General features: G+C 32.4%; 29 protein-coding genes. 15 read left to right on the top strand and 14 right to left on the bottom strand.

The window, feature by feature from the left end; translation table 11 throughout:
• Positions 1-218: 218 nt before the first annotated feature.
• Complete coding sequence (locus HX088_RS09435; protein WP_008651082.1) at positions 219-1,385, bottom strand: tetracycline-inactivating monooxygenase Tet(X2); 1,167 nt, start codon at positions 1,383-1,385, stop codon at positions 219-221.
• 559 nt (positions 1,386-1,944) lie between these two features.
• Here HX088_RS09435 and HX088_RS09430 point away from each other — a divergent pair.
• From HX088_RS09430 to HX088_RS09420, 3 genes are all read left to right on the top strand, one after another.
• Positions 1,945-2,586, top strand: coding sequence for a DUF6266 family protein (locus HX088_RS09430; RefSeq protein ID WP_260542692.1), 642 nt, complete (start codon positions 1,945-1,947; stop codon positions 2,584-2,586).
• Positions 2,587-3,107: 521 nt separating this feature from the next.
• The gene (locus tag HX088_RS09425) at positions 3,108-3,362 is read left to right on the top strand and encodes a helix-turn-helix domain-containing protein (RefSeq protein WP_312067372.1); all 255 of its coding nucleotides are present in this window, start codon (positions 3,108-3,110) and stop codon (positions 3,360-3,362) included.
• Positions 3,363-3,508: 146 nt separating this feature from the next.
• A complete protein-coding gene (locus tag HX088_RS09420) occupies positions 3,509-3,856 on the top strand; it encodes a hypothetical protein (RefSeq protein WP_260542694.1) in 348 nt (115 codons plus the stop codon).
• Between the two features lie 253 nt (positions 3,857-4,109).
• Here HX088_RS09420 and HX088_RS09415 read toward each other — a convergent pair whose 3' ends face one another.
• A complete protein-coding gene (locus HX088_RS09415) occupies positions 4,110-6,059 on the bottom strand; it encodes an oleate hydratase (RefSeq protein ID WP_125349231.1) in 1,950 nt (649 codons plus the stop codon).
• Between the two features lie 93 nt (positions 6,060-6,152).
• Positions 6,153-7,028, bottom strand: coding sequence for a helix-turn-helix domain-containing protein (locus HX088_RS09410; protein WP_260542698.1), 876 nt, complete (start codon positions 7,026-7,028; stop codon positions 6,153-6,155).
• Positions 7,029-7,320: 292 nt separating this feature from the next.
• On the opposite strand from HX088_RS09410, the gene HX088_RS09405 reads away from it, so the two are divergent.
• The 3 genes from HX088_RS09405 (at position 7,321) to HX088_RS09395 (ending at position 9,578) form a co-directional block, all read left to right on the top strand.
• The gene (locus HX088_RS09405; protein ID WP_286484009.1) at positions 7,321-8,511 is read left to right on the top strand and encodes an MFS transporter; all 1,191 of its coding nucleotides are present in this window, start codon (positions 7,321-7,323) and stop codon (positions 8,509-8,511) included.
• A gap of 9 nt (positions 8,512-8,520) precedes the next feature.
• Entirely contained in the window at positions 8,521-8,958 is a 438-nt protein-coding gene (locus tag HX088_RS09400) for a hypothetical protein (RefSeq protein ID WP_286484007.1), read from the top strand.
• Positions 8,959-9,041: 83 nt separating this feature from the next.
• The gene (locus HX088_RS09395) at positions 9,042-9,578 is read left to right on the top strand and encodes a hypothetical protein (protein WP_286484006.1); all 537 of its coding nucleotides are present in this window, start codon (positions 9,042-9,044) and stop codon (positions 9,576-9,578) included.
• A gap of 120 nt (positions 9,579-9,698) precedes the next feature.
• Here the strand turns inward: HX088_RS09395 and HX088_RS09390 are convergent, their stop codons facing one another.
• On the bottom strand, positions 9,699-10,985 hold the full coding sequence (locus tag HX088_RS09390; RefSeq protein ID WP_286484004.1) for a hemolysin family protein: 1,287 nt from the start codon (positions 10,983-10,985) through the stop codon (positions 9,699-9,701).
• A gap of 51 nt (positions 10,986-11,036) precedes the next feature.
• Here HX088_RS09390 and HX088_RS09385 point away from each other — a divergent pair, with 51 nt between their 5' ends.
• Together HX088_RS09385 and HX088_RS09380 are read left to right on the top strand one after the other, a co-directional pair.
• A complete protein-coding gene (locus HX088_RS09385; RefSeq protein ID WP_286484003.1) occupies positions 11,037-11,801 on the top strand; it encodes a M15 family metallopeptidase in 765 nt (254 codons plus the stop codon).
• 63 nt (positions 11,802-11,864) lie between these two features.
• Positions 11,865-12,437 (top strand): hypothetical protein, encoded by a 573-nt coding sequence (locus tag HX088_RS09380; RefSeq protein ID WP_286484002.1) that lies wholly within the window; start codon positions 11,865-11,867, stop codon positions 12,435-12,437.
• 9 nt (positions 12,438-12,446) lie between these two features.
• Here HX088_RS09380 and HX088_RS09375 read toward each other — a convergent pair whose 3' ends face one another.
• Positions 12,447-13,052: an alpha-ketoglutarate-dependent dioxygenase AlkB family protein gene (locus tag HX088_RS09375; RefSeq protein ID WP_188319908.1), complete on the bottom strand. Its 606-nt coding sequence runs from the start codon at positions 13,050-13,052 to the stop codon at positions 12,447-12,449.
• 93 nt (positions 13,053-13,145) lie between these two features.
• On the opposite strand from HX088_RS09375, the gene HX088_RS09370 reads away from it, so the two are divergent.
• On the top strand, positions 13,146-13,352 hold the full coding sequence (locus HX088_RS09370; protein ID WP_286484001.1) for a hypothetical protein: 207 nt from the start codon (positions 13,146-13,148) through the stop codon (positions 13,350-13,352).
• A 29-nt stretch (positions 13,353-13,381) separates the two neighbouring features.
• On the opposite strand, the gene HX088_RS09365 is transcribed toward HX088_RS09370, so the two are convergent.
• Positions 13,382-13,732, bottom strand: a complete 351-nt coding sequence (locus tag HX088_RS09365) for a hypothetical protein (protein WP_286484000.1) — start codon at positions 13,730-13,732, stop codon at positions 13,382-13,384.
• An 87-nt stretch (positions 13,733-13,819) separates the two neighbouring features.
• On the opposite strand from HX088_RS09365, the gene lpdA reads away from it, so the two are divergent.
• Together lpdA and HX088_RS09355 are read left to right on the top strand one after the other, a co-directional pair.
• A complete protein-coding gene (lpdA, locus tag HX088_RS09360; RefSeq protein ID WP_286483999.1) occupies positions 13,820-15,211 on the top strand; it encodes a dihydrolipoyl dehydrogenase in 1,392 nt (463 codons plus the stop codon).
• Positions 15,212-15,352: 141 nt separating this feature from the next.
• Positions 15,353-16,123, top strand: coding sequence for a T9SS-dependent surface endonuclease, AS87_RS02955 family (locus HX088_RS09355; RefSeq protein ID WP_225539501.1), 771 nt, complete (start codon positions 15,353-15,355; stop codon positions 16,121-16,123).
• A gap of 62 nt (positions 16,124-16,185) precedes the next feature.
• Here HX088_RS09355 and HX088_RS09350 read toward each other — a convergent pair whose 3' ends face one another.
• Complete coding sequence (locus HX088_RS09350) at positions 16,186-16,398, bottom strand: heavy-metal-associated domain-containing protein (RefSeq protein ID WP_225541465.1); 213 nt, start codon at positions 16,396-16,398, stop codon at positions 16,186-16,188.
• A 92-nt stretch (positions 16,399-16,490) separates the two neighbouring features.
• Between HX088_RS09350 and HX088_RS09345 the strand changes: the two genes are divergently transcribed.
• Positions 16,491-17,315, top strand: a complete 825-nt coding sequence (locus tag HX088_RS09345; RefSeq protein WP_286483998.1) for a UDP-2,3-diacylglucosamine diphosphatase — start codon at positions 16,491-16,493, stop codon at positions 17,313-17,315.
• On the top strand, positions 17,316-18,290 hold the full coding sequence (locus tag HX088_RS09340) for a glycosyltransferase family protein (RefSeq protein WP_286483996.1): 975 nt from the start codon (positions 17,316-17,318) through the stop codon (positions 18,288-18,290).
• On the opposite strand, the gene HX088_RS09335 is transcribed toward HX088_RS09340, so the two are convergent.
• From HX088_RS09335 to HX088_RS09315, 5 genes are read right to left on the bottom strand one after another with little or no spacing between them, the layout of a single operon-like run.
• Positions 18,287-19,828 (bottom strand): TrkH family potassium uptake protein, encoded by a 1,542-nt coding sequence (locus HX088_RS09335; protein ID WP_260542714.1) that lies wholly within the window; start codon positions 19,826-19,828, stop codon positions 18,287-18,289. The two genes, HX088_RS09340 and HX088_RS09335, sit on opposite strands and share 4 nt — an antisense overlap.
• Positions 19,828-21,195, bottom strand: a complete 1,368-nt coding sequence (gene trkA, locus HX088_RS09330) for a Trk system potassium transporter TrkA (RefSeq protein ID WP_286483995.1) — start codon at positions 21,193-21,195, stop codon at positions 19,828-19,830. The genes HX088_RS09335 and trkA overlap by 1 nt, the downstream gene beginning before the upstream one ends.
• A 20-nt stretch (positions 21,196-21,215) precedes the next feature.
• The gene (prfB, locus tag HX088_RS09325) at positions 21,216-22,316 is read right to left on the bottom strand and encodes a peptide chain release factor 2 (RefSeq protein WP_260542719.1); all 1,101 of its coding nucleotides are present in this window, start codon (positions 22,314-22,316) and stop codon (positions 21,216-21,218) included.
• A 42-nt stretch (positions 22,317-22,358) separates the two neighbouring features.
• Complete coding sequence (locus HX088_RS09320) at positions 22,359-22,757, bottom strand: hypothetical protein (RefSeq protein ID WP_171622229.1); 399 nt, start codon at positions 22,755-22,757, stop codon at positions 22,359-22,361.
• 33 nt (positions 22,758-22,790) lie between these two features.
• Entirely contained in the window at positions 22,791-23,198 is a 408-nt protein-coding gene (locus tag HX088_RS09315) for a DUF6146 family protein (protein WP_221411932.1), read from the bottom strand.
• Between the two features lie 39 nt (positions 23,199-23,237).
• Here HX088_RS09315 and arsC point away from each other — a divergent pair, with 39 nt between their 5' ends.
• Together arsC and HX088_RS09305 are read left to right on the top strand one after the other, a co-directional pair.
• Complete coding sequence (arsC, locus tag HX088_RS09310) at positions 23,238-23,582, top strand: arsenate reductase (glutaredoxin) (protein WP_286483994.1); 345 nt, start codon at positions 23,238-23,240, stop codon at positions 23,580-23,582.
• Between the two features lie 47 nt (positions 23,583-23,629).
• Positions 23,630-23,836, top strand: a complete 207-nt coding sequence (locus tag HX088_RS09305; protein ID WP_286483993.1) for a hypothetical protein — start codon at positions 23,630-23,632, stop codon at positions 23,834-23,836.
• A 156-nt stretch (positions 23,837-23,992) separates the two neighbouring features.
• On the opposite strand, the gene aceA is transcribed toward HX088_RS09305, so the two are convergent.
• Together aceA and aceB are read right to left on the bottom strand one after the other, a co-directional pair.
• Entirely contained in the window at positions 23,993-25,270 is a 1,278-nt protein-coding gene (gene aceA / locus HX088_RS09300) for an isocitrate lyase (RefSeq protein ID WP_348650874.1), read from the bottom strand.
• A gap of 67 nt (positions 25,271-25,337) precedes the next feature.
• Positions 25,338-26,921 (bottom strand): malate synthase A, encoded by a 1,584-nt coding sequence (aceB, locus tag HX088_RS09295; RefSeq protein WP_284584288.1) that lies wholly within the window; start codon positions 26,919-26,921, stop codon positions 25,338-25,340.
• Between the last annotated feature and the right edge of the window lie 55 nt (positions 26,922-26,976).

Below are 26,976 nucleotides of genomic sequence, written 5' to 3'. Positions count from 1 at the left end.
ACCATTCTATAATTGTTCTTAACTTTTCTTCTCTGACTTTCATTTTGTTTGGTTCGGTTTTACTATGTCGTACAACGTTTGGCAAATTGGCGATGGAGCCGACTTTTAGCACAAATGTTGAATAGAATTACTAATCTTCAACATTGCACAAAAGTTCAATAGAAGTACTTCACCGGCTCTATTGCCAATTTGTTTGTTATGTGCCGTTTTATTCCATTTTATACATTTAACAATTGCTGAAACGTAAAGTCGGGTTTAAACATTTCAATTTCGTTTTGAGTTGATTCTTCTTGTGCTTCTTTGCCATAGATAAACATTTGCTGTTCATAATTTTTAACAGCCTCTTCAATGCTATTAAATTTTCCATCGGCTAGATTATCAGACAATATCAAGGCATCCACCAACCCACTATTTACTCCCTGCCCTGCAAAAGGCGGCATCAAATGTGCGGCATCCCCAATCATTGTTATGGGTAATGGGCGCTTGCTTTTCCAAGGCTTTTCTAAAGGAAATATCCGTGTAGCCAATCCTACAAATGACAACGTCGTATGAATCAATTCTTTGTAGCGTTCGTCCCAATCGGAAAATTCTTTCAGAAGAAAATCAACGACACTATTTCTGTTTTGAAAATCTACCTGCGTTTGGTTTTTCCATTCATCAGGTGTTTTAAAACTTATTCCAAAATGCAATGCACCATTATTATTGGGGTTAGCAAATAATAAATTACCTTGGTGAGATGCCATTAGCCGGTTTCCATTGCATAGCTGAAAAAATCCAGGACAGTTTATCTCTGGTTGATGAATATCGGCTTGTATATTGAAAGTACCTGTTTCTTCAACTTCCGTGTCGGTAACAAATTTTCTTACCTTGGACATCCCGCCATTGGCAAGAATAACCAAATCTGCTGTTTCACTCGGTTTATTCTCAAAAGTTAGTGTCCACTTCTTCTTACCAGGTTCAAGCATAACAAGTTTTCTATCCCAAATAACCGTGTCGTTTTCTAAACTATTCAACAAGATAGCCCTTAAGTCATTTCTGTTTATTTCAGGATTGTCAAATCGATTTTCGGGCTTTACATTTTTTGTGGATAAAATATTGCCTTTTTCATCAGCAATATTTACACCCATTGGTAAGGCTAAGTCATAATAAGTTTGTAACAATCCCGCTTTTTTCATTGCTTCCTGACCTGAACCTTTGTGTAGGTCAAGGGTTCCACCAAAAATTCTTGCCTCTCGGTCGTTGTCTCTTTCGTAAACTGAAACGTCTATGCCGTTTTGCTGTAATAATTTTGCCATAGTCAGTCCAACGGGTCCACCACCAATTATTGCAACGTTCTTATCACTAAGTAAATTCATTTGTTTGTCTGTATCTATTCGCATTGTCATTCAAAAATGGCACATAACATTGTTTTTTCACGAAACTGATCTAGCTTTTGTTTCGTAAAAAATCACCTATATCTGCATTTCGTAAAATTAGAAGCAAATATAATTATTTTTTTGTAAATAAGATACTTATAAAAAAAATATTCATGTATCACGAAATAATTTATTGTAGAATGTAATAATGAATGTATGGATAGCGAAACAAAGTATTCTTGCATCATTTTATTTTTACAATTTCAATTTCCTCCCACTTTTGTTCGTGTTTTCTTCGACCGTTCTTCGACGAGAATGCCGTTTTTCCGAAGATTCGTCGAACAATGGTCGAACGATGGTCGAACAAGACCAAAATTGACCAAAAATTCAACTTCTCTCTAGCACTTATAAATAGGAGGTTAGCGAGGTTTTTATTTTGTTATATTACTATTATTGTGTAAAAAGCAACTGGACAGAAGTGGACAAATGCGGGCAGAGCAGGGCAAATGCGGGCACAAAATTGTGTTTTTGTAAATGGTGTTGTTTCTGTTGCTAACTTTATGAATATTAACAATAAAAACTTGCAATTATGGCAGAAATTAAAAAAGGAATCCTTGGTGGATTCTCAGGAAAAGTAGGAACTGTAGTAGGCGTTAATTGGCGCGGCAAAGACATTATCCGTAGTTTGCCAAAAAAATCTAAAAGCCAACCTACTGATTTGCAATTGATGCAACAAATCAAATTTAAGAAAATTATTGGTTTTTTGCAACCAATTCGTCTTATTCTTAATTTATATTTTGGGAATAGAGTTGGGCTAAAATCGCGCTACAACATTGCGACGTCTTATATGCTGAACAATGCATTGGAAATGGAGAATGGTTTACCCATTATTGTATTAGAGCGTGTGTTGGTGTCGAAAGGCGATTTGGTTGGCTTTTTACAACCTACGATAGACACGGCAGGTGGGGATAGTTTCCAAATGAATTGGGAAGATAATTCTGGGCAAGGCAATGCGCAACCTTCGGATCTTGTGAATCTTGTTTGTTATTGCGAGGAACTAAATTCGTTCGAAGTGTTTCAGAATGTTGTAACTCGTGATTCTATGATTATAGATGTTACTTTACCAACGTATTACAATGGCAAAAAAGTGAATTTTTGGGCGTTTCTGAATAGTGAAACAAAGGCTATGGCGAGTACCAGTATTTATCTTGGCGAGTATATGGTTGTGTAAAGGTAGTAGTGAGGTAGTAGTAAAATGAAGTTCGTTGATTGGAGTGATTTTTCGGTACAATACTTTGATTAATGGCGTAGAAGAGTGAAGAAGAATCGTATCGAAAATAGAATTTTATAGATATTGTTCAAATTTATTTTGACCACATAGAAACATAGTTTTAGTTGTGATGGCTTATAAAGATTAGTTGAAAATACGAATAGGTAGACTACTAATTGGAAAGCAAAATCATTTGGTTCTATGTTTCTATGTGGTATTTTTTTTGCAAAGTGAATATGTATTTTTTTTTCAACTTTATGTTTGGTGTAAAATTCTGGGAGAAGCTTGCTTGTATTTATGGTTTTAATCCTAAAACTGTTCAACGATACATTGGTTTATTGTCGAACATAATCGATTTGAGTACTCTACAAAAAGTAGGGTGATAGCTAGATTTCGTGTAAAGGAATATTGTTTGTTTGGTAAATATTTGGTTATTAAGTATTTATTTTATAAATTAGTACATCTTAACATCAACTAAATATATGAAAAATGATTTATTTTTACAAAACGATGGAGAGGCATTAAAGGATATGAAGCTCCTGCTGATAGAATTCCAAAAAACTTTTCTACTATTAGAAGAAAATCAGAAATTCTATGATAACGCAGACCTAAAAAGTTTGCTTAACGTGAGTGACAAAACGTTGTATAGGATGAGGAAAACGAATAAGATTCCTTATATAAAATTTGGAAATAAATTTTATTATCCAAAACAGTTCTTTAACCAAATGGCTCTTTGATAAGAGCTTTTTTTGTGGGGTGTTGGGAGTGGTTGAGATTTTGTATATTGGAATGTTGTTGAATGAAATATAGAAATGACAACTTTTTTGTAAAACAGGTTTTGTTTATTCTTGTAAAGAAATATTGTTAAGTTTAATTTTGTAAAATGACCCTGACTGATAGTATTGGAAAAATTATAACCGAAATAAAATATTGTTATAACCCAGAAAATAAATATGGATTACAGGAGTTTGAGTCTTTTATAAAAATTGATAATGATAAACTAATTCAAATTCCTTACTTTCCAACAAAAGAATGGAATGAAAGTGAAACTTTAAAAAAGTTTGAATTAGCAAGGAAAGTTGAATCTAAACCAATAGAATTAATTTTAAATTTAAAAATCATTAATTATCATTTTAAATATTTCGAAAATGAACTTGATGAAATGGAGAAAGCAATAATTGAGCTTGAAAATGGACTATATATTACTGAGAAAATGGACCATTTGGATTAACTGATGTTGATTTGCATAGTATGCATACAATAGAATTTCTAAAATTAAAGGAAAATATTGAATCAGAATTTGAAATAAAACCTTTAATAATTCAATAATAATATCACTATAGCTAATATTTATTAATAAAAGCTGGTATAGTTTTTAAATAGAAAAAATATAGTAATACTCAAAAAGCTTCTAAATCACTAAAGATTTAGAAGCTTTTATTGGTTTTATAGTATTGGTATTCAGGATTGAATTGAGGGTGATTTTAACCTCTAAAATGTCCTACCCATTCTTTGAATTTACCAAATTGTTCTAATAGAAAAGATTCTTTTTCTTCTTCCTCTTGTGGTGAATCTGATCCAATAGGTAGAATATGTTCAAAATAAGTTCCCTTTAAAACTTTATTCAATAAACCTTCACCCATAAATGGTTTATCATCGTTCAACGTTTTAGTTGCTTTTAATAAATGACGAATGTCGTATTGTAATGGATTAATGTCTGGAACTTGCTTATTTAAATTAAGTAATTCATAAACTGCAATACGTGCGGTACGAACAGAACTTTCCATTGTGAAAACAACATCGTTATTGGTTTCTACAAATTGACCTACTAAACCTAGATTCTTACACTCATCTGGAACTACTTGTGGGCGGTCTCCTTTTGCTCTAGGCATAAACATAGATGTGATGTAAGGCATATAAGCAGAACGAGTGATTGTATTCTCAATAACGTCGTCTATTTGGTCTTCAATTCCTAAATGATAACATAATTCTGTTAGGATTTCGTTTCCTGTACAAGTAGGCATTGTTTTCTTAATGTAGTTTCCTTCTTTATCCATAAATAATGCATAAACCCAAAGTACTAAAATATCATCTGGTTGTGTAGGAAAATGTGGTTGACGATTACAAGTAAAACTCATTAACCAATTAGAATCTGTAATGGTAATAATTCCACCTGTAACAGTTTGACCTGAATATGGATCATTAACAGAATATTCTTTTAGTTTTTCTACTAATGCAGAAGGTTTACAAGTTAAAGTAACAGATTCCCATGAAGATTTTTCAATATTCCCACAAAATTTTTCTGGACGACCAAAAACAGGAGATTTAGCAGAAAGGTTTTTCCATAGTTTCCACCCTGCACTTTGACCGCTAGTATTATTATCTATCGCTAAAACTGGTGCCGTTGTATTATCTCCATACGCAGTATCTTCAGTCATAGAACCAGTAGTTACAATAACATAATCATTTGGTGTAACAGGAATAATTACATCTTGTCCATCTTGTTCTGTTATAATTCCTTTGACTACTTTTCCTTCTGTATTAATTAATAAATCTAAATCTTTAACCAGTGTATTTAACTGAATTTTTACTCCTTTTTCTTTTAACCATTTACCTAATGGCGTAACAAAAGTGTCGTATTGATTGTATTTAGGGAACACCAATGAAGAAAGATCATTTAAACCATCAATCGCATGTAAAAAGCGATGCATATATAATTTGAATTCTAGTAAACTATGCCAATTCTCAAAGGCAAACATTGTACGCCAAAATGTCCAGAAATTACTTTCTAAGAATGATTGATTAAAATAATCTTCAATTGTTATATCATCCAACTCTTCTTTTTTCTTTAACAAAAGTTTGATAATAGCTAATTGATCTTTCTTATTTAAACCAAATTTACTAAAGTCTTTTACTTTCCCTTTTTCATGAATTAAACGTGCAATAGAATAATTAGAATCATTATCATTTACTAATCTATATTCGTCTAAAACACTATAAGGTTCTGGTAACTCTAATGCAGGAATGTCTTGGAAAATATCCCATAAATTCTCGTAGGTACAATCCATTTCTCGACCTCCTCGAATTATGTAACCATCTTTTGCATTTCCAGCTCCATCTAACGAACCTCCTTCTACCTGAAGTTGTTCTATAAATGTGATATTCTCTGGAGTGAAATGTCCGTCTCTAATAAAATAATAGGCAGTAGCTAAACCTGCAATACCACTTCCCACAATATATACCTTACTGTCCTTATAAGATTTTGTAGGAATTCCTTTATTGCGTTGGTAATTTCCTATTTGATCAGAGAAAGGATAAGATTTTTCTGGAGTGTTTCTTGGTGTTTCTTTACTCGCATCTGGTTGATGATCAATATTTCCGTAGATAGTAGAATGATTTAAAACGTTGTCAAATTTTGAAGTAACTTTATCCATAATTATTTATTTTAAGATTCTACAATAAAATTACGCTTTATTATTTTTCTAAAGTATCCCGAAATTCGTCATTTGTATCCCAAATTTCTTTTTTTATATATGTTGTTGTTTTCTATATTGTTGAGGAGAAATAGAAGTGTATTTTTTAAAAAAACGACCAAAAGATGAAGAAGAGTTGAAACCTAGATCTAATGCTATTTGGACAATTGTTTTCTCTGAGTAGCCAAGCAAAACATACGCTTCTTTTAATAAATACTCGTCAATAATAACATGTGGAGTTTTCTTAGTTGCTTTTTTTACAAGGTGAATCAAATATTTATTTGTAATAAACAATTGATCTGCATAAAACTGTACGTCTTTGTGAGCGATAACATTTTCTTGAACAAGTTGTGTAAACTTACAAAATAGAGTGTTGATTTCGCGGGAATGATTTTTATTTACTTTTGAATATTGTTCAGCAATTATAGAGGCAGATTCAAGAAGTAAAGTAAAAATAATCGATCGAATAATATCTTCTAAGAACAAAACATTTCTTTCTCGTTGTTCTTGAAGATAATTGATTAACATTAAAAGATGATTCGCATCTTTTTTATTTGCCTTACAAACTGTAAAGTTTTGATGTGTAAACAAATTAAGTTTATCAATAAAGAAAGGATTAGAAATGTTTTTAAGGAGAAAATTTTTCTCAAAAAACAACAATTTCATTCTAAAATTAGAGTTAGTATCTAGAATTTTCAAAACAGTAGAAGGAGCAGAAATCAAGAATTCGTTTTGAGTAATAAAATATTTCTGAGAATCTATCTCAACTTCTATTGAGCCAGATAAACAAATACAAAATGCATAAAAGTCGATTCGAAATGATCTTTCAGGAAAAGCAAAAATTGGATTTCCTGATGAGATATAATATAGTTTATTACAATTTACGCCATAAAAAGACAAGGTCTCTTTTAGGTTTTCATAGTTTTTCATGCTTGAAAATAATAGTTGGTCAGATCGTTTTTTAGGGTAGTAGAATTGATATAGCAAAAATAAGAATTATTTAGTAAGTAATTAAATACAATAAGGTATTTTAACTGTATTCTAATGTAAAAGTTATTTTCATATCAACTAAGTAGTTCTTAAATAAGAAATTTCATGAATATAATCAATGAAATATCGGCTAACAATGTTGAATGATGTAGTAATTTTTTGTAACAAGTAATACTTTTGGATTGTGTAGTTTGTTTCGGTTAAGATAAATTACCTTTGCAAAAAATCCGTTATGTTTTCTGCCATTAATAAAAAATTAAATTCAGATCCCGTTTATAATCTCCATTTTATTTTAATGTGTTTGAGTTCGTTGTTGTTTTCAGCGAGTTTTAATATGATGATTCCCGAGCTACCTGCTTATTTAAGCAGCATGGGAGGAGCAGAATACAAAGGATTTATTATTGCATTATTTACCTTGACAGCGGGAATTTCGAGACCTTTTAGTGGAAAATTAACCGATAAAGTGGGGCGGGTACCTATTATGGCAGTCGGTTCTATTGTCTGTTTTGTGTGCGGAATTTTATATCCTGTTTTAACAACCGTTTCAGGTTTTTTATTTTTGAGATTGGTACACGGCTTTTCGACAGGTTTCAAACCCACTGCAACAGCAGCTTATATTGCAGATATTATTCCGCGCGAACGTTGGGGCGAAGCATTGGGCTTGCACGGAATTTGTTTCAGTATCGGAATGGCAATTGGACCTGCATTGGGAAGTACAATTACATTATATACATCGATTAATGTGATGTTTTTTACGTCTTCGTTTTTTGCATTATTATCGATATTGATTTTATTCAACATGAAAGAAACGTTGCAAAATAAACAAAAATTTTCGTTTGGATTATTGAAAATTTCACGACATGAAGTTGTAGCAAAAGAGGCACTTCCAGCAGCATTGATTACGTTTCTTTCGTATGTTGCTTATGGTTCTATATTGACATTAATTCCAGATTGGACCGAACATTTAGGTTTTCAAAATAAAGGGGTTTTCTTTATGGTATTTACAATATCATCGATGATGGTTCGTTTCTTTGCAGGTAAGATATCTGACCAAAAAGGGCGTGTGTTGGTGATAAAATTAGGCTTAGTTTTATTGATTATTGCATTGGTACTTTTGGCTTCTATTGATGCAAAAATAGGGTTGATTTTAGGGGGTTTGATGTATGGAATTTCAACCGGAATTCTTTCACCTGCACTAAATGCTTGGACAATAGATTTTAGTAAACCTGATGAACGTGGAAAGGCGATGGCAACAATGTATATTGCGATGGAAGCGGGGATAGGACTTGGAGCATTGTGTGCGGGTTGGTATTTTCAGGATTATTTGGATCGCATTCCGATGGTGATTTATGTTTCGGCATTTATCTGTCTTTTGGGAACCATTTACATGCTGAGATTTAAGAATAAGCCTCAAACAATTTAATTGAAAGAAATGAAAGCAGAATTATATCAATTTATAGCACAACAAATCGAAGATAAAATAACGTATTTGAATGGTTTGATTGACGATTTACGTGCTTCAAACAACGATACTAAAAGTAGTATGGGTGATAAGTATGAAACGTCGCGCGAAATGATGCAACAGGAAATTACTCGAATTCAAAATCAATTGAATGAAGTTTTAATTCAGCAAGACGTGTTTTCTAAAATAAAAATTGTGGAGAACAAAACCATTGGTTTAGGTAGTTATGTTGAAACTACGATGGGAAATTTCTGTATGGCGTGTAGTTTTGGGGAAATTATTTTCGAGAATAAAAAGATTTTTGTTCTATCAACTCAAACCCCTTTGGCTAAAATCTTGGTCGGGAAATCGGAAAAAGATACGTTCGAGATGAATGGCAGATTGTTTAAGATTACGAAAGTGGAGTAGCAATTCTGATGAATAAATAGTTTGAAAAGCGACCAAGTTGGTCGCTTTTTTTAGGGATTGGAACAGTTACGCCTACTGCAAAATTGGATGTACAAGGTAATGCACGTATTGCAATTATGGAAAATGCTTCAGCGACATCTAAACCTGTGTATTGGGATCAGACTACAAAAACTTTAGAAGCCTTTAATGGTACAGTTAAACCTTTTACTACTTATAAATATACTATTAGCTTAAAAGATTCGGACTGGATTAGTGATCTTAATCTTAATATTTCTACTACGGATTATACAGTTATTGTAACTTCAGCACAATTTAGATTATTAAATGATGCACAAAGTTCAAGTAAAGCAATGGGGGGAGTTAGTTTAAACAATCAATCAATTAATACTGTTTCAAGTGCTTTTAATGATGCTGGATCTGCTAAAACAGAATTTGGTAAATTAACAGTTGCTGATAAAGGTGTACATACTTTCCAAAAAGATGGAACATGGAGAATTTATGCAGATTATAAAGACGCAGCACCTGTTTCGAAAACTACCTACGAATGGGTTTTTGATATATTGGTTATTAACAACTCTATGGTTAAAGTAGGAACTGCACAAACTGGAGCTATCATATAAGGTGGATCTTTAAATATTCCAAAACCATCTGATTTGTAAACTAATAGGTAATTTTATAGTTCTAAAAATATCTCAATCCATAGGTTGAGATATTTTGTTTTATGCAAGTTGTAAATTCTATTATTGATACGTTTCACATTTTCGATAGGCTAATATTTTATCAATTCGGTTGCCATCTTTGTCTACAATCTCGAGTGTTAAATCATCTACTTCTACTTTATCTCCTACATTTGGAATGGTTTCGTATTTATCTAAAAAGATTCCGGCAACAGTTACATAGCGGTTTTCAATTTCTTCGTCTATATCAATTTCAAAGAATTTTTCGAATTCATAAATCGAAAATTGTCCATCAATTAGCCATGTGCCATCTTCGCGCTCTACGATTTCATAATCTTCGTTTTGGCTTTCTGGCGTATCTCCAACCAACTCATCTAAAATATCATTTATAGTAACTATTCCTGCAGTCGTACCATATTCATCTAAAATAATTGCAAAATGTGCTTGCGAGTTCTGTAACATTTCCAATAAAGGATAACTAAACGAATTTTCGTTGACAAATATAGGCTTGTGTATGTATTTTTTTAGGGAAAAATCTTCTTTACTTACGCCAAACATATCCTTTAATTTTAAGATACCAACGATTTCGTCTAAGTTATTATTCTTGGTTACAGGGTAGGCAGAGTATTTGTTTTTTTTGACTTTGGCACGTGCTTTTTCGTAATCGTCTGAAATATCCAATGAGGCAATTTCCGAACGATGTGTAGCCAATGTGTTCACGCGTCGATCTCCCAATTCGAATACACGTTCTAAGATTTCGTGTTCTTTTTCCTGTATTTCACCACCTTCTGTACTTTCTTTGATAATGCTTTTAATTTCTTCTTCTGTCACCACTTCACTACCATCATCTTTAATACCGAAGAGTTTCAAGAAAAAATCATTTGTAGCCGTAAGTAACCAAACAAAAGGTGAGGTGATAGCAGATAACCATTTCATTGGTTTAGAAACGATGGTTGAAACGGTTTCGGGAAACTTCATTCCCAATCGTTTTGGTAATAATTCGCCAAAGACAATCGAAAAATAGGTAATAATTACCACCATAATAATTGGAGAAAGAGTTTTGGCATAGGGTGCAAGAAAGGTAATATTCGTTAGAAAACTCGTTAAATCTGCCGTTAATTTGTCACCAGAAAAAACCCCTAATAATATTCCGATTAAGGTAATTCCGATTTGTACAGTCGAAAGAAATTTGTTTGGATTTTCAGCCAATTCTAAAGCAGTTTTTGCACCAGAACTTCCTTTCTTCATTTGATTTTCTAACTTAAATTTTCTTGATGAAACAAGAGCCATTTCTGACATTGAAAAAATTCCGTTCAATAAAATCAATACAATTATTATAATAATCTCCACTTTTATTTTATAATTTTGATAAAAATAAACCAAAAACCAATACCGATCATAATGTCTCAATTTAATATTTTAAAATTCTCTTATTTAATTTTACTTGTATTCTTGTTGAATGCAGGCTGCGCGTTTGGAAACAACGAACAAAATTCCATAGAAAATGATACGATAACTCCAACTTTTACAACAGCTGATTTAATTGGAAAAGGGAATCCAACGATGGTTGGAAAAGGATATAAACTGTTGCCAGAAGTTGCAGAGCAGTTTGAATTGATGAAGGCTGATGCCTTGAAAGCTGGCTTTAAAATACACGTGATTTCGAGTTACAGAAATTATACTTACCAAAATGGCATTTGGGAACGAAAATATAGAGCCAATCAAGCCAAAAAAATTGGAGCAAAACAAAATATCGAAAAAATCATCGAGTATTCAACTATTCCTGGGACATCTCGTCACCATTGGGGAACTGATTTGGATATAATTGATGGAACACGTGGAATTCCCGCTGATCCATTGAATGAAAAGCATTTTAACGAAGGAGGATCAATGCGAAAATTTAAACTTTGGTTGGATGAAAATGCTTCTAAATATGGTTTTTATTTGGTCTATACAAATGAAGCATCACGAAAAGGTTTTAAGTATGAACCTTGGCATTTTACGTATAAATCTATTTCAGAACCCATGTTACAAGCGTATAAAAAACTTGATATCAAGAAGATTTTACAAGAAAATAAATTGTTAGGAAGCGAGAATTTTACAGATGATTTTATTGAAAAATATCGAACAGAAAATATACTTGATATAAATCCTGTTATAAAATAGTTAAAGCTCCTTTTTGGAGCTTTTTTTGTGGTATCTTTAGGTAAAATAAAACGGTTTAGTTTGATGAGGTTATTATTTTTTATAGCATTGTTTTTTAGCACGAATCTGATGATTTTTGCAAAAGGCTTTGTTGTGAAAGATTTTGACGGTGATGGAAAGTTTGATAAAGTATCCATTAATTTCGAAACGAAACGAATAGAATTTATTTTATCTAGTTCTGATTATGAGAAACAATGCAGTTTAACGTTTGTTGAATTGGACCCAAATGCGAGAATTGAAGAAACAAAAAAAGGGTTTAAAATGACAAATACGATTGGGAATGCGACTTTTGTGTCTTATTTCCGTTATAATCGTCAGTCAAGAAGAATAGAATTGGCAGCAATAAAGCGTACGGTTGTTTGTGCTGATTTGACAAAAGAAAATGGTGAAACATTTTTCTTGGTTTCGACAAAAGAACTTGTAGCAAAATGGAATAGTGTAGACTCTGTTTCAAGTAAAGTAATCACTCTACCTACGCTAAAAACAAAAATTGATTTAGAATCTATAAGTTTGAACAATTTTAATGATTCGTTTTTAAATAAATTTAATCAACTAAGTGTAGTGTTTTATCATTCTAAAATAGGGAAACTGAACTAATTATTGCGATTAATCAATCGTTCTAAACGTTAAATTAATTCGAGGAGTATGTACTTTTTTTGTAGGCGGTAAGCGATGTAACCAATAATCTTGCGTTTCATCTTTCATAATTAATAAACTTCCACTTACAAGCTGTAGAGCAATTACTTTTTTGGTTGCTTTATGTTTGAAAGCAAATTTTCTTTCTGCACCAAAACTTAAAGACGCAATAGCGGCATACTGTTTCAATTGTTTTTCGTCATCACTGTGCCAAGCCATTCCCTCAGATCCATCGTGATACAAATTGACTAAACACGAATTATAAGTTTCACCAGTTTTATGTTCAACCAATTTCTTTAACTCGAGTAAAGTAGTAATCCAAGGTAATGCAATTTTAGTGATTTTAGAATAGGTGTAAGTAAAAGGAAAGTCACCATACCATGCTATTTTACGTTTTGTTTCAATCAGTTTTCCGTAAATAATTGCTTGGTCATTTTTCCATTCAATTTCATGAAGTAATTTGTTGTAATAAAGATCCGCTTGTTCATCAGTCATAATTTGACCAAAATAATTTACTGTACCATCTTGTGGCAATAAATTCTCTTCAGCAGTATATAAGTCATTGAATAAGTTCACAAGCGAAAACAAATGTTTAAGAATATTTATTTGATAATAATTGGAACTTTTATAAAAATATATATTTTTATAAAAGTTAAATTTTGGTTAAATATGAGAAATTTTTATGTTAAACATCCGATTTTTGTTTGTGTAATTAGCTTTATTTTAGTGTTCATAGCTGGATATTTAAAAAAGTTAAAAGTAGATATAGCAGATTTGTTAATACAAGTTACCTATACCTTAGTCGTGATTTCTTTAATCTATGCATTAATTCGTATAAATGTATCTCGAAAAAAATATTCTGATTTAGCGAATTAATGAATCTGATTAAGCTAAAAAAGCAACGATTATTTCGTTGCTTTTTCACTTAAATACTGTTCAAATTTTAGTCCTTTTATTTTGTAAGGATCAAATCCTTTGTACAAATCGTGTAATAATTGCATTACTTGAAAATAAGTAAACAATGTAGAATATGAAGCTTGTTCATGATAGACAGGTATTTCTACTAAAAATAGAAATCGATCATATTTCGAAATTTGAACAGTATTCCCATTTCGATTAATCAAACCAATAAAACTTCCGTCATAATCTGGTAGGTTATGAAAAATCTCGATAGCTTGAGACAAGCTACCATCCAAAGGTAATTCAGTCTCGACTTGTAAGTCGTCAGCGTAATTTTCAAAGAATATTTTCACCATGCAAAAGTAAGAAATTTTAATCTATTTTCTGGAATTCCTTTTTTTTCGAAGCAGAATGTTTAAATTAGCATTCAAATTATGGAAAAAATGAGTTACGACATTATAGTTATTGGAAGTGGTCCTGGTGGATACGTAGCAGCAATTAGAGCAGCACAATTAGGTAAAAAAGTAGCAATCGTAGAAAAAGCGGAATTAGGTGGAATTTGCCTTAATTGGGGATGTATTCCTACAAAAGCATTATTAAAATCTGCACAAGTTTTTAAATACTTGAACCATGCAGAAGATTTCGGAATTAACTTGCCTTCAGATATATCATTCGAATTTGGAAATGTAGTTGCTCGTAGTAGAGGAGTTGCAGATCGTATGAGTAAAGGAGTTCAATTCTTAATGAAAAAGAACAAAATTGAAGTGATTCAAGGTGAAGCAAAAGTTTTACCTGGTAAAAAAGTAAAAGTTACTGCTGCAGATGGATCTGTTAGTGAATTATCTTCAGAAAATATAATTATTGCAACTGGAGCACGTTCTCGTGAATTACCTGCTTTGCCACAAGATGGTAAAAAAGTTATTGGTTACCGCGGTGCTTTAGCAATGGAGAAACAACCAAAATCTATGATTGTAGTAGGTTCTGGTGCGATTGGCGTTGAGTTTGCTCATTTCTACAATACATTAGGAACAGAGGTAACAATTGTAGAATATTTGCCAAGAATTGTTCCTGTTGAAGACGAAGATATTTCAAAACAATTGCAATTGTCTTTGAAAAAATCTGGAATTAAAATTTTAACCAATGCAGAAGTTACAGGTGTGGATACATCTGGCGATTTAGTAAAAGCGACTGTTAAAACCTCAAAAGGAGAAGAAGTTCTTGAAGCAGAAGTTGTTTTATCTGCAGCTGGTGTTGTTCCAAATACAGAAAATATTGGTTTAGAAGAAGTAGGGATCGCTACAGAAAGAGGTAAAATTGTAATTAACGATTTTTGTGAAACTTCTGTGAAAGGGTACTACGCAATTGGTGATGTTGTAAAAGGAGCAGATTTAGCACACTTAGCATCAGCACAAGGAATTTTATGTGTGGAGCATATTGCAGGTGAAAAAGTAGAACCTATTAATTACGGAAATATCCCAGGTTGTACATATTGTTCACCAGAAATTGCATCTGTTGGTTTGACAGAAGCAAAAGCAATTGAGGCAGGTTACGAAGTTAAAGTTGGTAAATTTCCATTCTCAGCAAATGGAAAAGCTGTTGCGAATGGTGCTGCTGATGGTTTTGTAAAAGTTGTTTTTGATGCGAAATATGGAGAATGGTTAGGTTGTCATATGATTGGTGATGGTGTTACGGAAATGATTGCAGAAGCAGTTGTTGCACGTAAATTAGAAACAACAGCACACGAGATTATGAAATCTGTACATGCTCACCCTACAATGGCAGAAGCTATAATGGAAGCTGTTGAAGATGCTTATGGACATGCAATTCACATCTAAAACGAAAAATAATAATATAAGTTAAAAAGCAGCTTTATAGCTGCTTTTTTTATTATTACTAAATTGTTAATTTGTTATAGATTGAGATTAATTTACTTTTTTTAAGTACCTTTGCGTTAAAATAATTTAAAAATAATAAATATGAAAAAATTCTATTCTTTAGTAGCAGTTGCTGCATTTACTTCTTTTGGTGTTGCTCAAGCACAAGATGTTATTTTTAATGAAACGTTTGACACTTATGAAGGTGAAGGAGGAAATGATGGTGGATGGAGCGGTGGATTGAATCAACCAGCTATAGCTGATGGTGTTGATGAAGCAACAGGATTTGAATATCTAAAAGCTTATCAAGCTGATGGTGCAGTTAAAATTGGGACTGGAAAAGCACAGGGATTTGCAACAACTCCTAAACTAGCTGGACTAAACGGGAATGCTAAATTAACTTTTAGAGCAGGAGCTTGGAATTCTACTAGTGAGCAAACTACATTATTATTAGAAATTACTGGTGGAGGTACATTAAGTGTATCTGAAGTAGAATTAACAAAAGGTGCTTTTAATGATTTTTCTGTAGATATTATTGGTGGGACTTCAGAAACAAAAATTACTTTTAAAGGATTTCAACCTGCATCTGCTCGTTTTATGTTAGATGATGTAAAAGTAGAAGAATCTTTAGCTACTATTGATTATTCTGAAGCAGCTAAAGCAGTTTCTAATACTTTATGGACAAATACAGCTTCTTTTAATGTAAAAGAAAAATCGGTTGTAGAAGTTTACAACATGAACGGACAATTAGTAAAATCTTTTGAAGTGAAAGGAGTTCAAACAGTTGATGTGTCTTCTTTAGCAAAAGGAATTTACATTGTTAAAACAACTTCTAATGGGAAAACAGCTACTCAAAAAGTAGTTAAAAAATAAGAATTAATATTCTTCAATTAATAAAAAAAGGGATTCAGTACTTCACTGAATCCCTTTTTATTTTATTCCTCTATTTTCTGAATTTTAAAACCTGCATCGGTTACAGCTTCCACAATTTCTTCTTCGTCCTCAGTCGTATTTACAGTTAATACCTTTCTTTCGTCAGTCGTATCGACCTTCCAGTTATTTTCTCCAACAGCTTCATCTAAAAAAGGTTTCACAGATTTGATACAACTGTCACAATTTATATTTGTTTTGAATTTTATTTCGTTCATAATTTTACAATTTAAATTCAAATTTATAAAGATTTCATAAGATTAAAAAAACGTTCAAGTAATATTTGATTTGGATATTTAAATAAAAATCTATGAAACGTAATCTTGATGTTGTTGTAATTTCTGATGTACATTTAGGAACTTTTGGTTGTAAGGCTCAAGAATTATTAGCCTACCTTCAATCCATCAATCCAAAAAAAATAATTCTAAATGGTGATATCGTAGACATTTGGAATTTTAAGAAAAGTTATTTTCCTGAATCTCACTTTCAAATTATCAGTTACCTAATAAACCTCTCAGAGAGAGGAATTCCAATTGTTTACATTACAGGAAATCACGATGAATTGTTACGTAAATTTTCGACTATGCATTTTGGGAATATTCTGTTAACTGATAAATTTATATTGAAACAAGGTGATAAAGTAGCGTGGATTTTTCATGGAGATGTGTTTGATGCTTCGATTCAACATTCGAAATGGATTGCGAAATTAGGAGGTTGGGGATATGATAAATTGATACAATTCAATTATTTTATCAATAAATGTTTAGAGTTTTTTGGTCGTGAACGTTATTCTTTGTCAAAAAAGATAAAAAATTCAGTTAAAAAAGCAGTTAAACATATCAATGATTTTGAACAAACAGCTGCTGAACTTGCGATAGAAAATGAATATGATTATGTGATTTGTGGACATATTCATCAACCACAAATGCGTCACGTTATAGTAGAAAAAGGTAGTTGTGTTTATATGAATTCGGGTGATTGGATCGAGAATTTATCGGCTTTAGAGTGTGTAGATGGAAACTGGTCTGTATTTTATTTTGAAGAACATCACGATATTTTGATGCAAAATTTAGAAGAAATCGAATTTAATTATTCATTAGATGAGTTGATTGTTTCTATTCTTAATAAGAAGTAAATGAGGATTTTATATGCTTTACAAGGGACAGGAAATGGACATTTGGCTCGTGCGCAAAAAATATTACCCATTCTCGAAGAATACGGAGATTTAGACGTTTTTGTGAGTGGTTCTAATTCGCAATTGCAACTCGAAAATTATCAATTTAAACATCATAAGGGGCTATCGTTGTTTTATAATCAAGTCGGTAAAGTTTCGTATAAAAAAATATTGAAAGAAAATAGCTTTAAATCATTTTGGAAAGAAGTGAATCATTTTCCAATAGAGCAATATGATTTGATTATTAACGATTTTGAGCCAATTACAGCTCATTCAGCTCGTAAGAAAAAGAAAATTAGTATAGGTTTAAGTCATCAAGCGTCATTATTATTTGATGAAACGCCTAAGGTGAAGAATAAAACAGGTGAAACAATTTTGAAATATTATGCACCAACCACTAAACAGTATGGTTTTCATTTCGAAGCATACAATGATTCTATTTTTTTGCCCATTATCCGAGATAAAATTCGAATGCTCAATCCAAAAGTAGAAGATTATTATTTGGTTTATTTACCAAGTTTTCATCCTTCAGAAATCATTGAAAAATTATCGTTTATTAAAGATTCTAAATGGAAAGTGTTCTCACCTTTTACGAAGCAAATTTCTAAGCAATTTAATGTTGAAATTTATCCTATTGATGAACGACTTTTTACAAAAGCGCTCGAAAATTGTAAAGGTGTTTTATGTGGAGCAGGTTTCGAATTACCAGCCGAAAGTATTTATCTTAAAAAGAAGCTTTTTGTGATTCCGATCAAAGGTCAATACGAACAATTATGTAATTGCGAAGCTTTAAAAATGATTGGCGTTGATTATTCATATGATTTGAATGTCCAACAATTGCAATGTTGGGTGGATTCGAATAAAATTATTGAGAAAGATTTCCCAGATCAAACTGAAGAAATCATTCAGAAAGTAATTTTAGAAGCGTCTCATTAATTATTTTTCCAGAATGCTGGCGTAAATAAAATTAAGATTGTATAAAGCTCTAATCGTCCTAAAACCATTAGAAAACAACATAATAATTTTGCATTATCTGTTAAAGAATTCATTGAAGTTCCTGGTCCAAATTCGCCGATTCCAGGACCAACATTTCCTAAAGTGGAAGCAGTTAATGTTAAAGAGGCCAAAATATCTTGGAAACTCATTGTTATACCATAATTTAAAAGAGCAAATAAAATAGAGCTTACAATCCACGTAAACATAAACATAACAAAGAATGCCATGACGTGGAAAACGATGGATTGATTCAGTGAACGATTGTTATAACGAACAGGAATAATTGCGTTTGGATGTAAAATACGTTTGAATTCTATCCAACTATTTTTTAATAAAATAACGTGTCGAATAACCGTGATTCCACCTGAAGTAGAACCTGCTGAACCGCCAATAAAGAATAAAGAGAAAAAGATTAACGTGGTTACGGTTAACCAACTGGTATAATCTTCCATAGCTAAAGCAGTTGTGGAAGCGATAGAAACGACGTGGAATAAGGAACTTCTAAATGAGTGTTCTAAGTTGGACCAAGAATAGGTTTCGATGGAATAATTGGGATAAATATTAAAAAATAATACAACGAAAACTATAAATGTTACGACTGCAAGTAAGCCAACCCACCAGCGAAACTCTTCGTTACTCCATACTTTTTTAAATTGTCCTTTGATTAATAAATAGATTAATGCAAAATTAGTTCCGCCCAAAAACATCATGACAATTAGAACATATTGTATAAAAACATTGTCATTCCAATACATTAATCCCTCATTTTTGGTCGAAAAACCCGCTGTTGCAATCACACTCATCGAATGGTTTGCAGCGTCAAATAAATTCATTCCTCCAAAATAAAGCAACAAGGCAAAAAAAGCAGTTAAACCTAAGTATACTAACCATAGGTTTTTAGCAGTTTCAGTAATTCGTGGATGGATTTTATCGGTATAAATTCCGGGTGCTTCTGCCATAAAGAGCTGTCGACCGCCAATTCCAAGAAATGGTAAAATTGCAATTGTCAAAACGATGATTCCCATTCCGCCAATCCAATTGGTTGTACTTCGCCAAAATAAAATGCTTTTAGGCAAACTTTCTACATCATCGTAAATCGAAGTTCCGGTAGCAGTGTAACCTGAAACGGTTTCGTAAATGATGTTGACAAAACTAAAATTTTCGTTGATAATATGATCGTTTGGCAATAATATCAAAGAGGTGACATAAGGTAAACAGCCAGAAAGAATCAAGAAAAGCCATCCCACGCAAACCACAATATAGCCTTCGCGTTTATTGATGTGTTTTCTTCTGTCTCGTGTAAAATACATCATTGCAGTACCTCCTAATCCCACTAAACTTCCCGATAGTAAAAAAGGGTAGATTAAATTGTCATTAAAATAAACACTTACACATGTTGAAATAAACATGAAAAGTGCATTTAATAATAATAAAACACCCGAAAGATTCAGGATTACTTTGATGTTAAGCGATTTCATTATTTAAAATATTTGGTCACTTTTGGAATTAAATTCGCTTGGCTAAAAACAACCACATGATCTTTAGGTTCGATAATGAAATCTTTAGTTGGAATAGACCCTTCATTTCCACGAACAATTCCTGCAATAATAGCACCTTCTTTAAAAGGGAAATCAGAAACGGATTTATTTGCAATTTCAGAATTTTCATGAATTCTAAACTCTAACACTTCCGCATCTAAATCCGAAATACCTGTTACATCCATCACAGATCCTTGTCGAATATAACGGAAAATGCTATCAGCTGTTAAAAGTTTTTTATTGATAAAAGCATTGATTCCAACTTCTTGACTAAGATGAATATAGTCGATATTTTCGACTAAAGCAATTGTTTTTTTAACACCTTTAGATTTTGCTAATAAACATGACATAATATTGGTTTCAGAACTTCCAGTAACGGCAATAAATGCATCAGAATCTGAGATTCCTTCTTCTAATAACAATTCTCCGTCTCGACCATCACCATTTATAATTAATATATTATTTAAATCATCGGCTAAATCAAATGCTTTGTTTCGGTTGATTTCCAATAATTTAACATTGTGTTTATTATCTTTTAAAAGTTTAGAAACTTTAACTCCAATACTTCCACCTCCCAGTACAATTACATTTTTGTAATATTCTTGTTTTTTGCCAAGAATTTTATAAGTTTCTAAAATACCTGCTTTTTTGACTATAAAATAGACGTGATCATCAATGTAAAATTCAGTTTCAGCTTCTGGAATAATGGTTTTGTATTCGCCACGTTCGTTGCTTCGAATAATAGCAATTGGCATCAAAAGATTGTCTTCACCACCTTTTGTTGTCAAATACATGTCTTTGTATTTTTTGTCCAAAATTTTACAATCCGCATCCAAAACGGTTCCAACCATAAATAATTGACCATTTGCAAATGGATGCATGGCATTAAAAGCAGATTGTTGAACAAGGGAATAAATCTCGTCAGCAGCCAATTTTTCGGGGCTAATAAGCGCATCAATTCCCATACCTTGCACCCAAAATTGATTTTCTTTGTACAAAAATTCGGGATTCGAAATTCGAGCTAAAGTGCGTTTTGCACCTAAATCTTTTGCGATTGAAGCACTTGTAAGATTTGTATTTTGTAGATGAGTAACTGATATAAAAATATCTATTTCATCAATTCCAACTTCTCGTAAAGCTTTGAAAGAAGTGATATCGCCTCGATAAGCCATTACATCCAAACTGTTTTCTATCATCAACAATTTGTCTTTGTCCATGTCCATGATGACGATGTCATTCATTTCGTTGGAAAGTAATTTTGCTAAGTGAAAACCAACTTCTCCAGCACCTCCGATTAATATTTTCATGAAAGAAATTTAGGATATAATTATTTAGACGTTTCTTTTTGTCCCATTAACATAAGGAACGATTTTAAGAATTCGTCAATTTCTCCATTCATTACAGCATCCACGTTACCTGTTTCTGTTCCTGTTCTGACGTCTTTTACTAATTTATATGGATGCATCACATAGTTGCGAATCTGAGAACCCCATTCGATTTTCATTTTATTTGCCTCAATTTCGTTGCGAGCAGCCATTTTTTTGTCTAATTCTATTTTGTATAATTCAGATTTTAACATTTCCATCGCACGTTCACGGTTTGCTAATTGTGAACGCTCAACTTGGCAAACAACTACAATTCCTGTAGGTTTGTGGGTTAATTGAACTTTAGTTTCTACTTTATTTACATTTTGACCTCCAGCTCCACCAGAACGAGATGTTTGTAACTCGATATCAGCTGGACTGATTTCAATTTCGATAGAATCATCTACAATCGGTGAAACATAAACCGAAACGAAACTTGTGTGGCGTTTAGCATTACTATCAAAAGGTGAAATACGTACCAATCGATGTACACCATTTTCTCCTTTTAGATAGCCAAATGCAAACTCACCATCAACTTCTAATGTCACTGTTTTTACACCTGCAACATCACCTGCTTGGAAGTTTAATTCTTTTACTTTGTACCCATGTTTTTCGGCCCACATCAAATACATACGCATTAACATTGATGCCCAATCGCATGATTCAGTACCACCAGCTCCAGCAGTGATTTGTAAGATAGCTCCAAGATTATCTCCTTCTTCTGAAAGCATATTCTTGAATTCGATATCTTCTAAAAGTTTTGTGACAACATTATACTGTTCCGTCACTTCTTCATCTGTCACTTCACCTTCGCGGTTAAATTCTACTAAAACTTCTACATCGTTTACCGCATTTGCAATGGTTTGGTATTCTTCAATCCATTTCTTTTTTCCACGCAAAATTTTCATAAAAGCTTCCGCTTCTTTGGGATTATTCCAAAATTCAGGTGAAGCTGCATGTTCTTCTTCGTTCTGAACTTCGATTTCTTTTTGCTCGATTTCCAAATATTCGTGCAAATCCTGCGTACGTTTTTGGATGTCTTTTAGTAATTCGTTGTTAAACATAATTGCAAATGTATAAAAATAGGAGATTTTATAGGTACGAGTTTAAGCATTAATCACTTTATCATCTTTTCCATTCCACGAAAGGATTTTATAAGTAAAGCCTTGTTCTGTTTTAATTTCTTGATCTTTTAGAATTAAGAATGTATCGTCCCAATCGTTATCTTCGTAACTGATTACCCAAAATAATACGTTAAATAATAATCCTTCAATAATATACAAAAGTTCTTCAACAGAGTCCACTTCGTATGTTGTAAAAGGAAAAGTAGATCTAATCCAAATTTTATCATCTTCTGAAGTCTGAATATATAAATCTCCAAAGGATGATTTATATTCATTTTCGATATGAAACTCTAATAACTCAGTATCTTTTTTATGAAGTCCTGCCAAATCAGGCATGGTTTCTATAATTTGATTGTATATAGTGGTTGAAAAATCGTTCATCTTTCTAAAATTAGGCTACAAAAATAAACGATATTATCTAATTCTGACACGATATTTACTTTCAATAAATCGGAAAAAGTTAAATAACTTATATTCAAACTCTAATCCATAATCAATTGTAGGATCTAAATCTATACTAACCGCGTACAAATCAGGGTTATAAACAAAAGGTTGCATGTGACGTTGATTCCAAATCATCACATATTGACGATTTTTTTGTTCGTAATATGATTTTGAATAATATTCTTTAGGCAAAGCAACTGTTTTAAGGTAAATGTCGTATTGAGGATCAAAAACTACAATATCATAATCTCCATCTTCATTAGGTTCAAATTTAAGAGAATTTTCATCATTGTTTGCAACAGAATTTTGGGATGTTTGATTGGTAGTGCACGCAAAAAATAGGAGAGGAAGACATATTAATAAAAATAGCTTTTTCATAATTTTTAATTTGATTAAATTTACTAAAAAATAACGAGAATGTATACGATTTTACATAATTCACGCTGTGGAAAAAGTAGAGAAGCGATGAAAGTTTTGGAAGAATCTGGAAAAGATTTTGAAGTGAGAGAGTACTTAAAAGAAGTTCTAACAAAAGAAGAATTAAAAGATATTTTGACGAAGTTAGGTTTGAAACCAATAGACATTGTAAGAACAAATGAAGAGGAATGGAAACTTAATTTTAAAGGCAAAGAATTGTCTGAAGATGAGGTTTTGAACGCAATGATAGAATTTCCAAAGTTAATTCAAAGACCGATTGTAATTGATGAAAAAAGTGGAGTAGTTGGACGACCAAAAGAATTAGTAGAGGATTTTATAAAGTAAATTTGGTTTGATAATTGTTTAGTTTTTATAAAATTAAACAATTAACGATGAATGTTTTAAATAAATTTATAAAAAACCGAAGAGAGAAAAATACCAAAATAGGATTATTAGCAACAGCGGCTACAACTGGTGTTACTGTAGCAAAATTTTTTGGTAAACGGTCGGTATATGGAATAGTTGGTGGAATTGCTGTTACATTAGCTGCCGAATATATTCGCAAGAGATATGAGAAAAAGTTGAACGCTAATCAATAATTTAATTAGTTGGCTGAATAATTAAAAAAATGTATTCATAGCTATTAATTTATTTAATCGGATTATTAAAGTTGATTATGTGTTAACTTATAAAAAAGTGAATAAAATGAAAAAAGGACGTAGTTGCGGTACGTCCTTTTTATTGAAAAGTATGTATTAGAATTGTGCGGTTTCCGTACTTTCGGCCATAGCCGTAGTAGACGAAATACCTTGTTGCACGGTATTTTGTACGTAATCGAAATATTGAGTTCCAACAAAAGATTGATGTTTTACGGCTGCAAAACCTTCTTCTTGTAACGCAAATTCTCGTTCTTGTAATTGCGAGTATCCAGCCATTCCTTTTGCTTTATAAGCTCTTGAAAGTTCGAACATTGATGTGTTCATGGCATGGAATCCTGCTAATGTGATGAATTGGAATTTATATCCCATTTCAGCTAAATCTTCACGGAACGTCTCCATTTGAGCTTCTGTCAAATGTTTAGCCCAGTTGAATGATGGCGAACAGTTGTAAGCTAATAATTGATTAGGATATTTTTCTCGAATTGCTTGAGCAAATTCTCTTGCCATTCCCAAATCTGGATTTGATGTTTCCATCCAAATCAAATCAGCGTATGCTGCATAACTTAATCCGCGATCAATTCCTTGTTCTAAACCATTTTTTACTTTATAAAATCCTTCAGAAGTTCGACTTCCTGTAAGTATAAAACGTTGATCTCTTTCGTCAATGTCAGATGTAATTAAATTAGCTGCTTCCGCATCTGTTCTTGCAACTAATAAAGTTGGCGTTCCGCAAACATCAGCTGCTAAACGTGCAGCAACTAATTTGTTAATTGCTTCTTGGGTAGGAACTAAAACTTTTCCGCCCAAATGCCCACATTTCTTTGCAGAAGACAATTGATCTTCAAAATGTACGCCTGCTGCTCCAGCTTCAATCATTTGCTTCATTAATTCGTAAGCATTTAAATTTCCACCAAAACCAGCTTCTGCATCTGCAACAATTGGAACCATATAATCAATGTTTCCTTGTTCGGTTACGGACTGAATTTCATCGCGACGACGTAAAGCATTGTTGATACGTTTTACAACCATCGGTACAGAATTAGCTGGATAAAGCGATTGATCTGGATACATTTCAGCAGAAAGATTTGCATCTGCTGCTACTTGCCATCCTGATAGATAAATTGCATCTAAGCCAGCTTGAACTTCCTGTATTGCCTGATTACCGTTCAAAGCGCCAAGTCCAGCCATAAACGGTTTAGTGTTTAAACCTTCCCATAGCTTTTTAGCTCCCATAGTTGCTAAAGTGTAATCGATGTCCAAAGAACCTCTCAGGCGAATAACATCTTCTGCCGTATAAGGACGAGTAACGTCTTTCCAACGTGGATTGGTAGCCCAATCTTGCTGAATTTTCTGAATTCTTTCTTGATTGCTCATAATTGTGTTTTTGTGTTTTGTTTGTGTGTGTATGTGTGTTGTGTGTTTCTTGGGTTATAGTGTGCTTTTAGATATACTTATAGGCTTCTAATGTTAAAAATTCTGTAAACTTGTGAGATAAAACTAATTCGTCAAAAATCTGAATTGCTAATTCATATTTTCCGTTTTTGTAGTTTTCTTCTCCAACTAATTCTTTTATTTTTTGAACCTCTTCGGCTCTTAATTTTTTATATTTATCACAATTAAATTCGCATCCGTCTTCTAACGTGATGTGTTGACGTAACCATTGCCAAACCTGTGTACGTGATATTTCTGCAGTCGCAGCATCTTCCATTAGGTTGTATAATGCAGCCGCTCCACGACCAGCTAACCAACTCTCAAGGTATAAAATGCCAACATTGATATTTTCTCTAATACCTTGTTCAGTAACTGTTCCTTTAGGAAGTTCTAACAATGCTTCGGCAGTAGTTAAAACGTCTTCACGTTTGTTATCAATCTGGTTTGCTTGAGGCATATATTCATCAAAAACATTTCGTGCAATTTCTACTAATGCAGGATGTGCAACCCATGTTCCATCATGACCATTTTTAACCTCTCGCAGTTTATCATTTTTTACTTTATCGAATGCTGCTTGATTTGCTTCCTCATTATTTTTAATCGGAATTTGAGCAGCCATCCCTCCAATTGCATGTATATTTCGTTTATGACAACGTTGAATTACAGCCTGCGAGTAAGCAGCCATAAAAGGAGAAGTCATGGTAACTTGCGATCGATCTGGAACAATAAAGTTTGGATGTTTTTTGAATTTTTTGATATAAGAAAAAATATAATCCCAACGACCACAATTTAGTCCTGCGATATGATCTTTTAACGCATAAATAATTTCATCTAACTGAAATGCTGCTGTAATCGTTTCAATTAATACAGTTGCTTTAACTGTTCCTTGTTTTAATCCTAAATAATCTTGTGCAAATACAAAAACATCATTCCACCATGCGGCTTCAGCATGATGTTCTAATTTAGGAAGATAGAAATAAGGCCCACTTTGCTTGGAAAGTAACGTGTGTGCATTATGGAAAAAATATAAACCAAAGTCAAATAGTGAGCCTGATATTTCTTGCTTGTTGATTACAACATGTTTCTCATTAAGGTGCAGTCCTCTTGGACGAACCATTAAAACTGCCGTTTTATTATTTAACTGATACATTTTTCCTTTCGATTCGAAAGAAATTGTACCATTTATTGCATCTTTTAAATTTTGTTGTCCTTGAAGGTTATTATCCCATGTAGGAGAATTACTATCTTCAAAATCAGCCATAAAGGTTTTAGCATCAGAATTTAAGGCGTTAATTACCATTTTACGGTCAACCGGACCAGTTATTTCAACGCGACGATCTTGTAAATCTTCAGGAATAGGAGCGGCTGTCCAATCGCTATTTCTGATATCCTTTGTTTCTGAAAGAAAAGATGGGAAATTTCCTAAATCAAAAAAGATTTGTCTTTCGCTTCTTTCAGCCAATAGTTCTAATCGTCTATCGTTAAATTTTTTGTGTAAAGCTGTCAAAAATGTAACAGCTTCATTTGTCAAAATGTCTGGATAACTATCCAGCACTTTGTGCGATAATTTTAATTCACTTGTAATAGTATCCATTTTTTGTGTTTTTGTTGTAATTTTGGTTTTGGTCATTCGAGCGGAATTTTACTTC

The sequence above is a fragment of the Empedobacter sp. 225-1 genome (assembly GCF_030328185.1).
GTDB classification, from domain to species: domain Bacteria; phylum Bacteroidota; class Bacteroidia; order Flavobacteriales; family Weeksellaceae; genus Empedobacter; species Empedobacter stercoris.
Note: the sequence above shows the minus strand (reverse complement) of the source record. Positions and strands in the feature narration are given on the sequence as shown.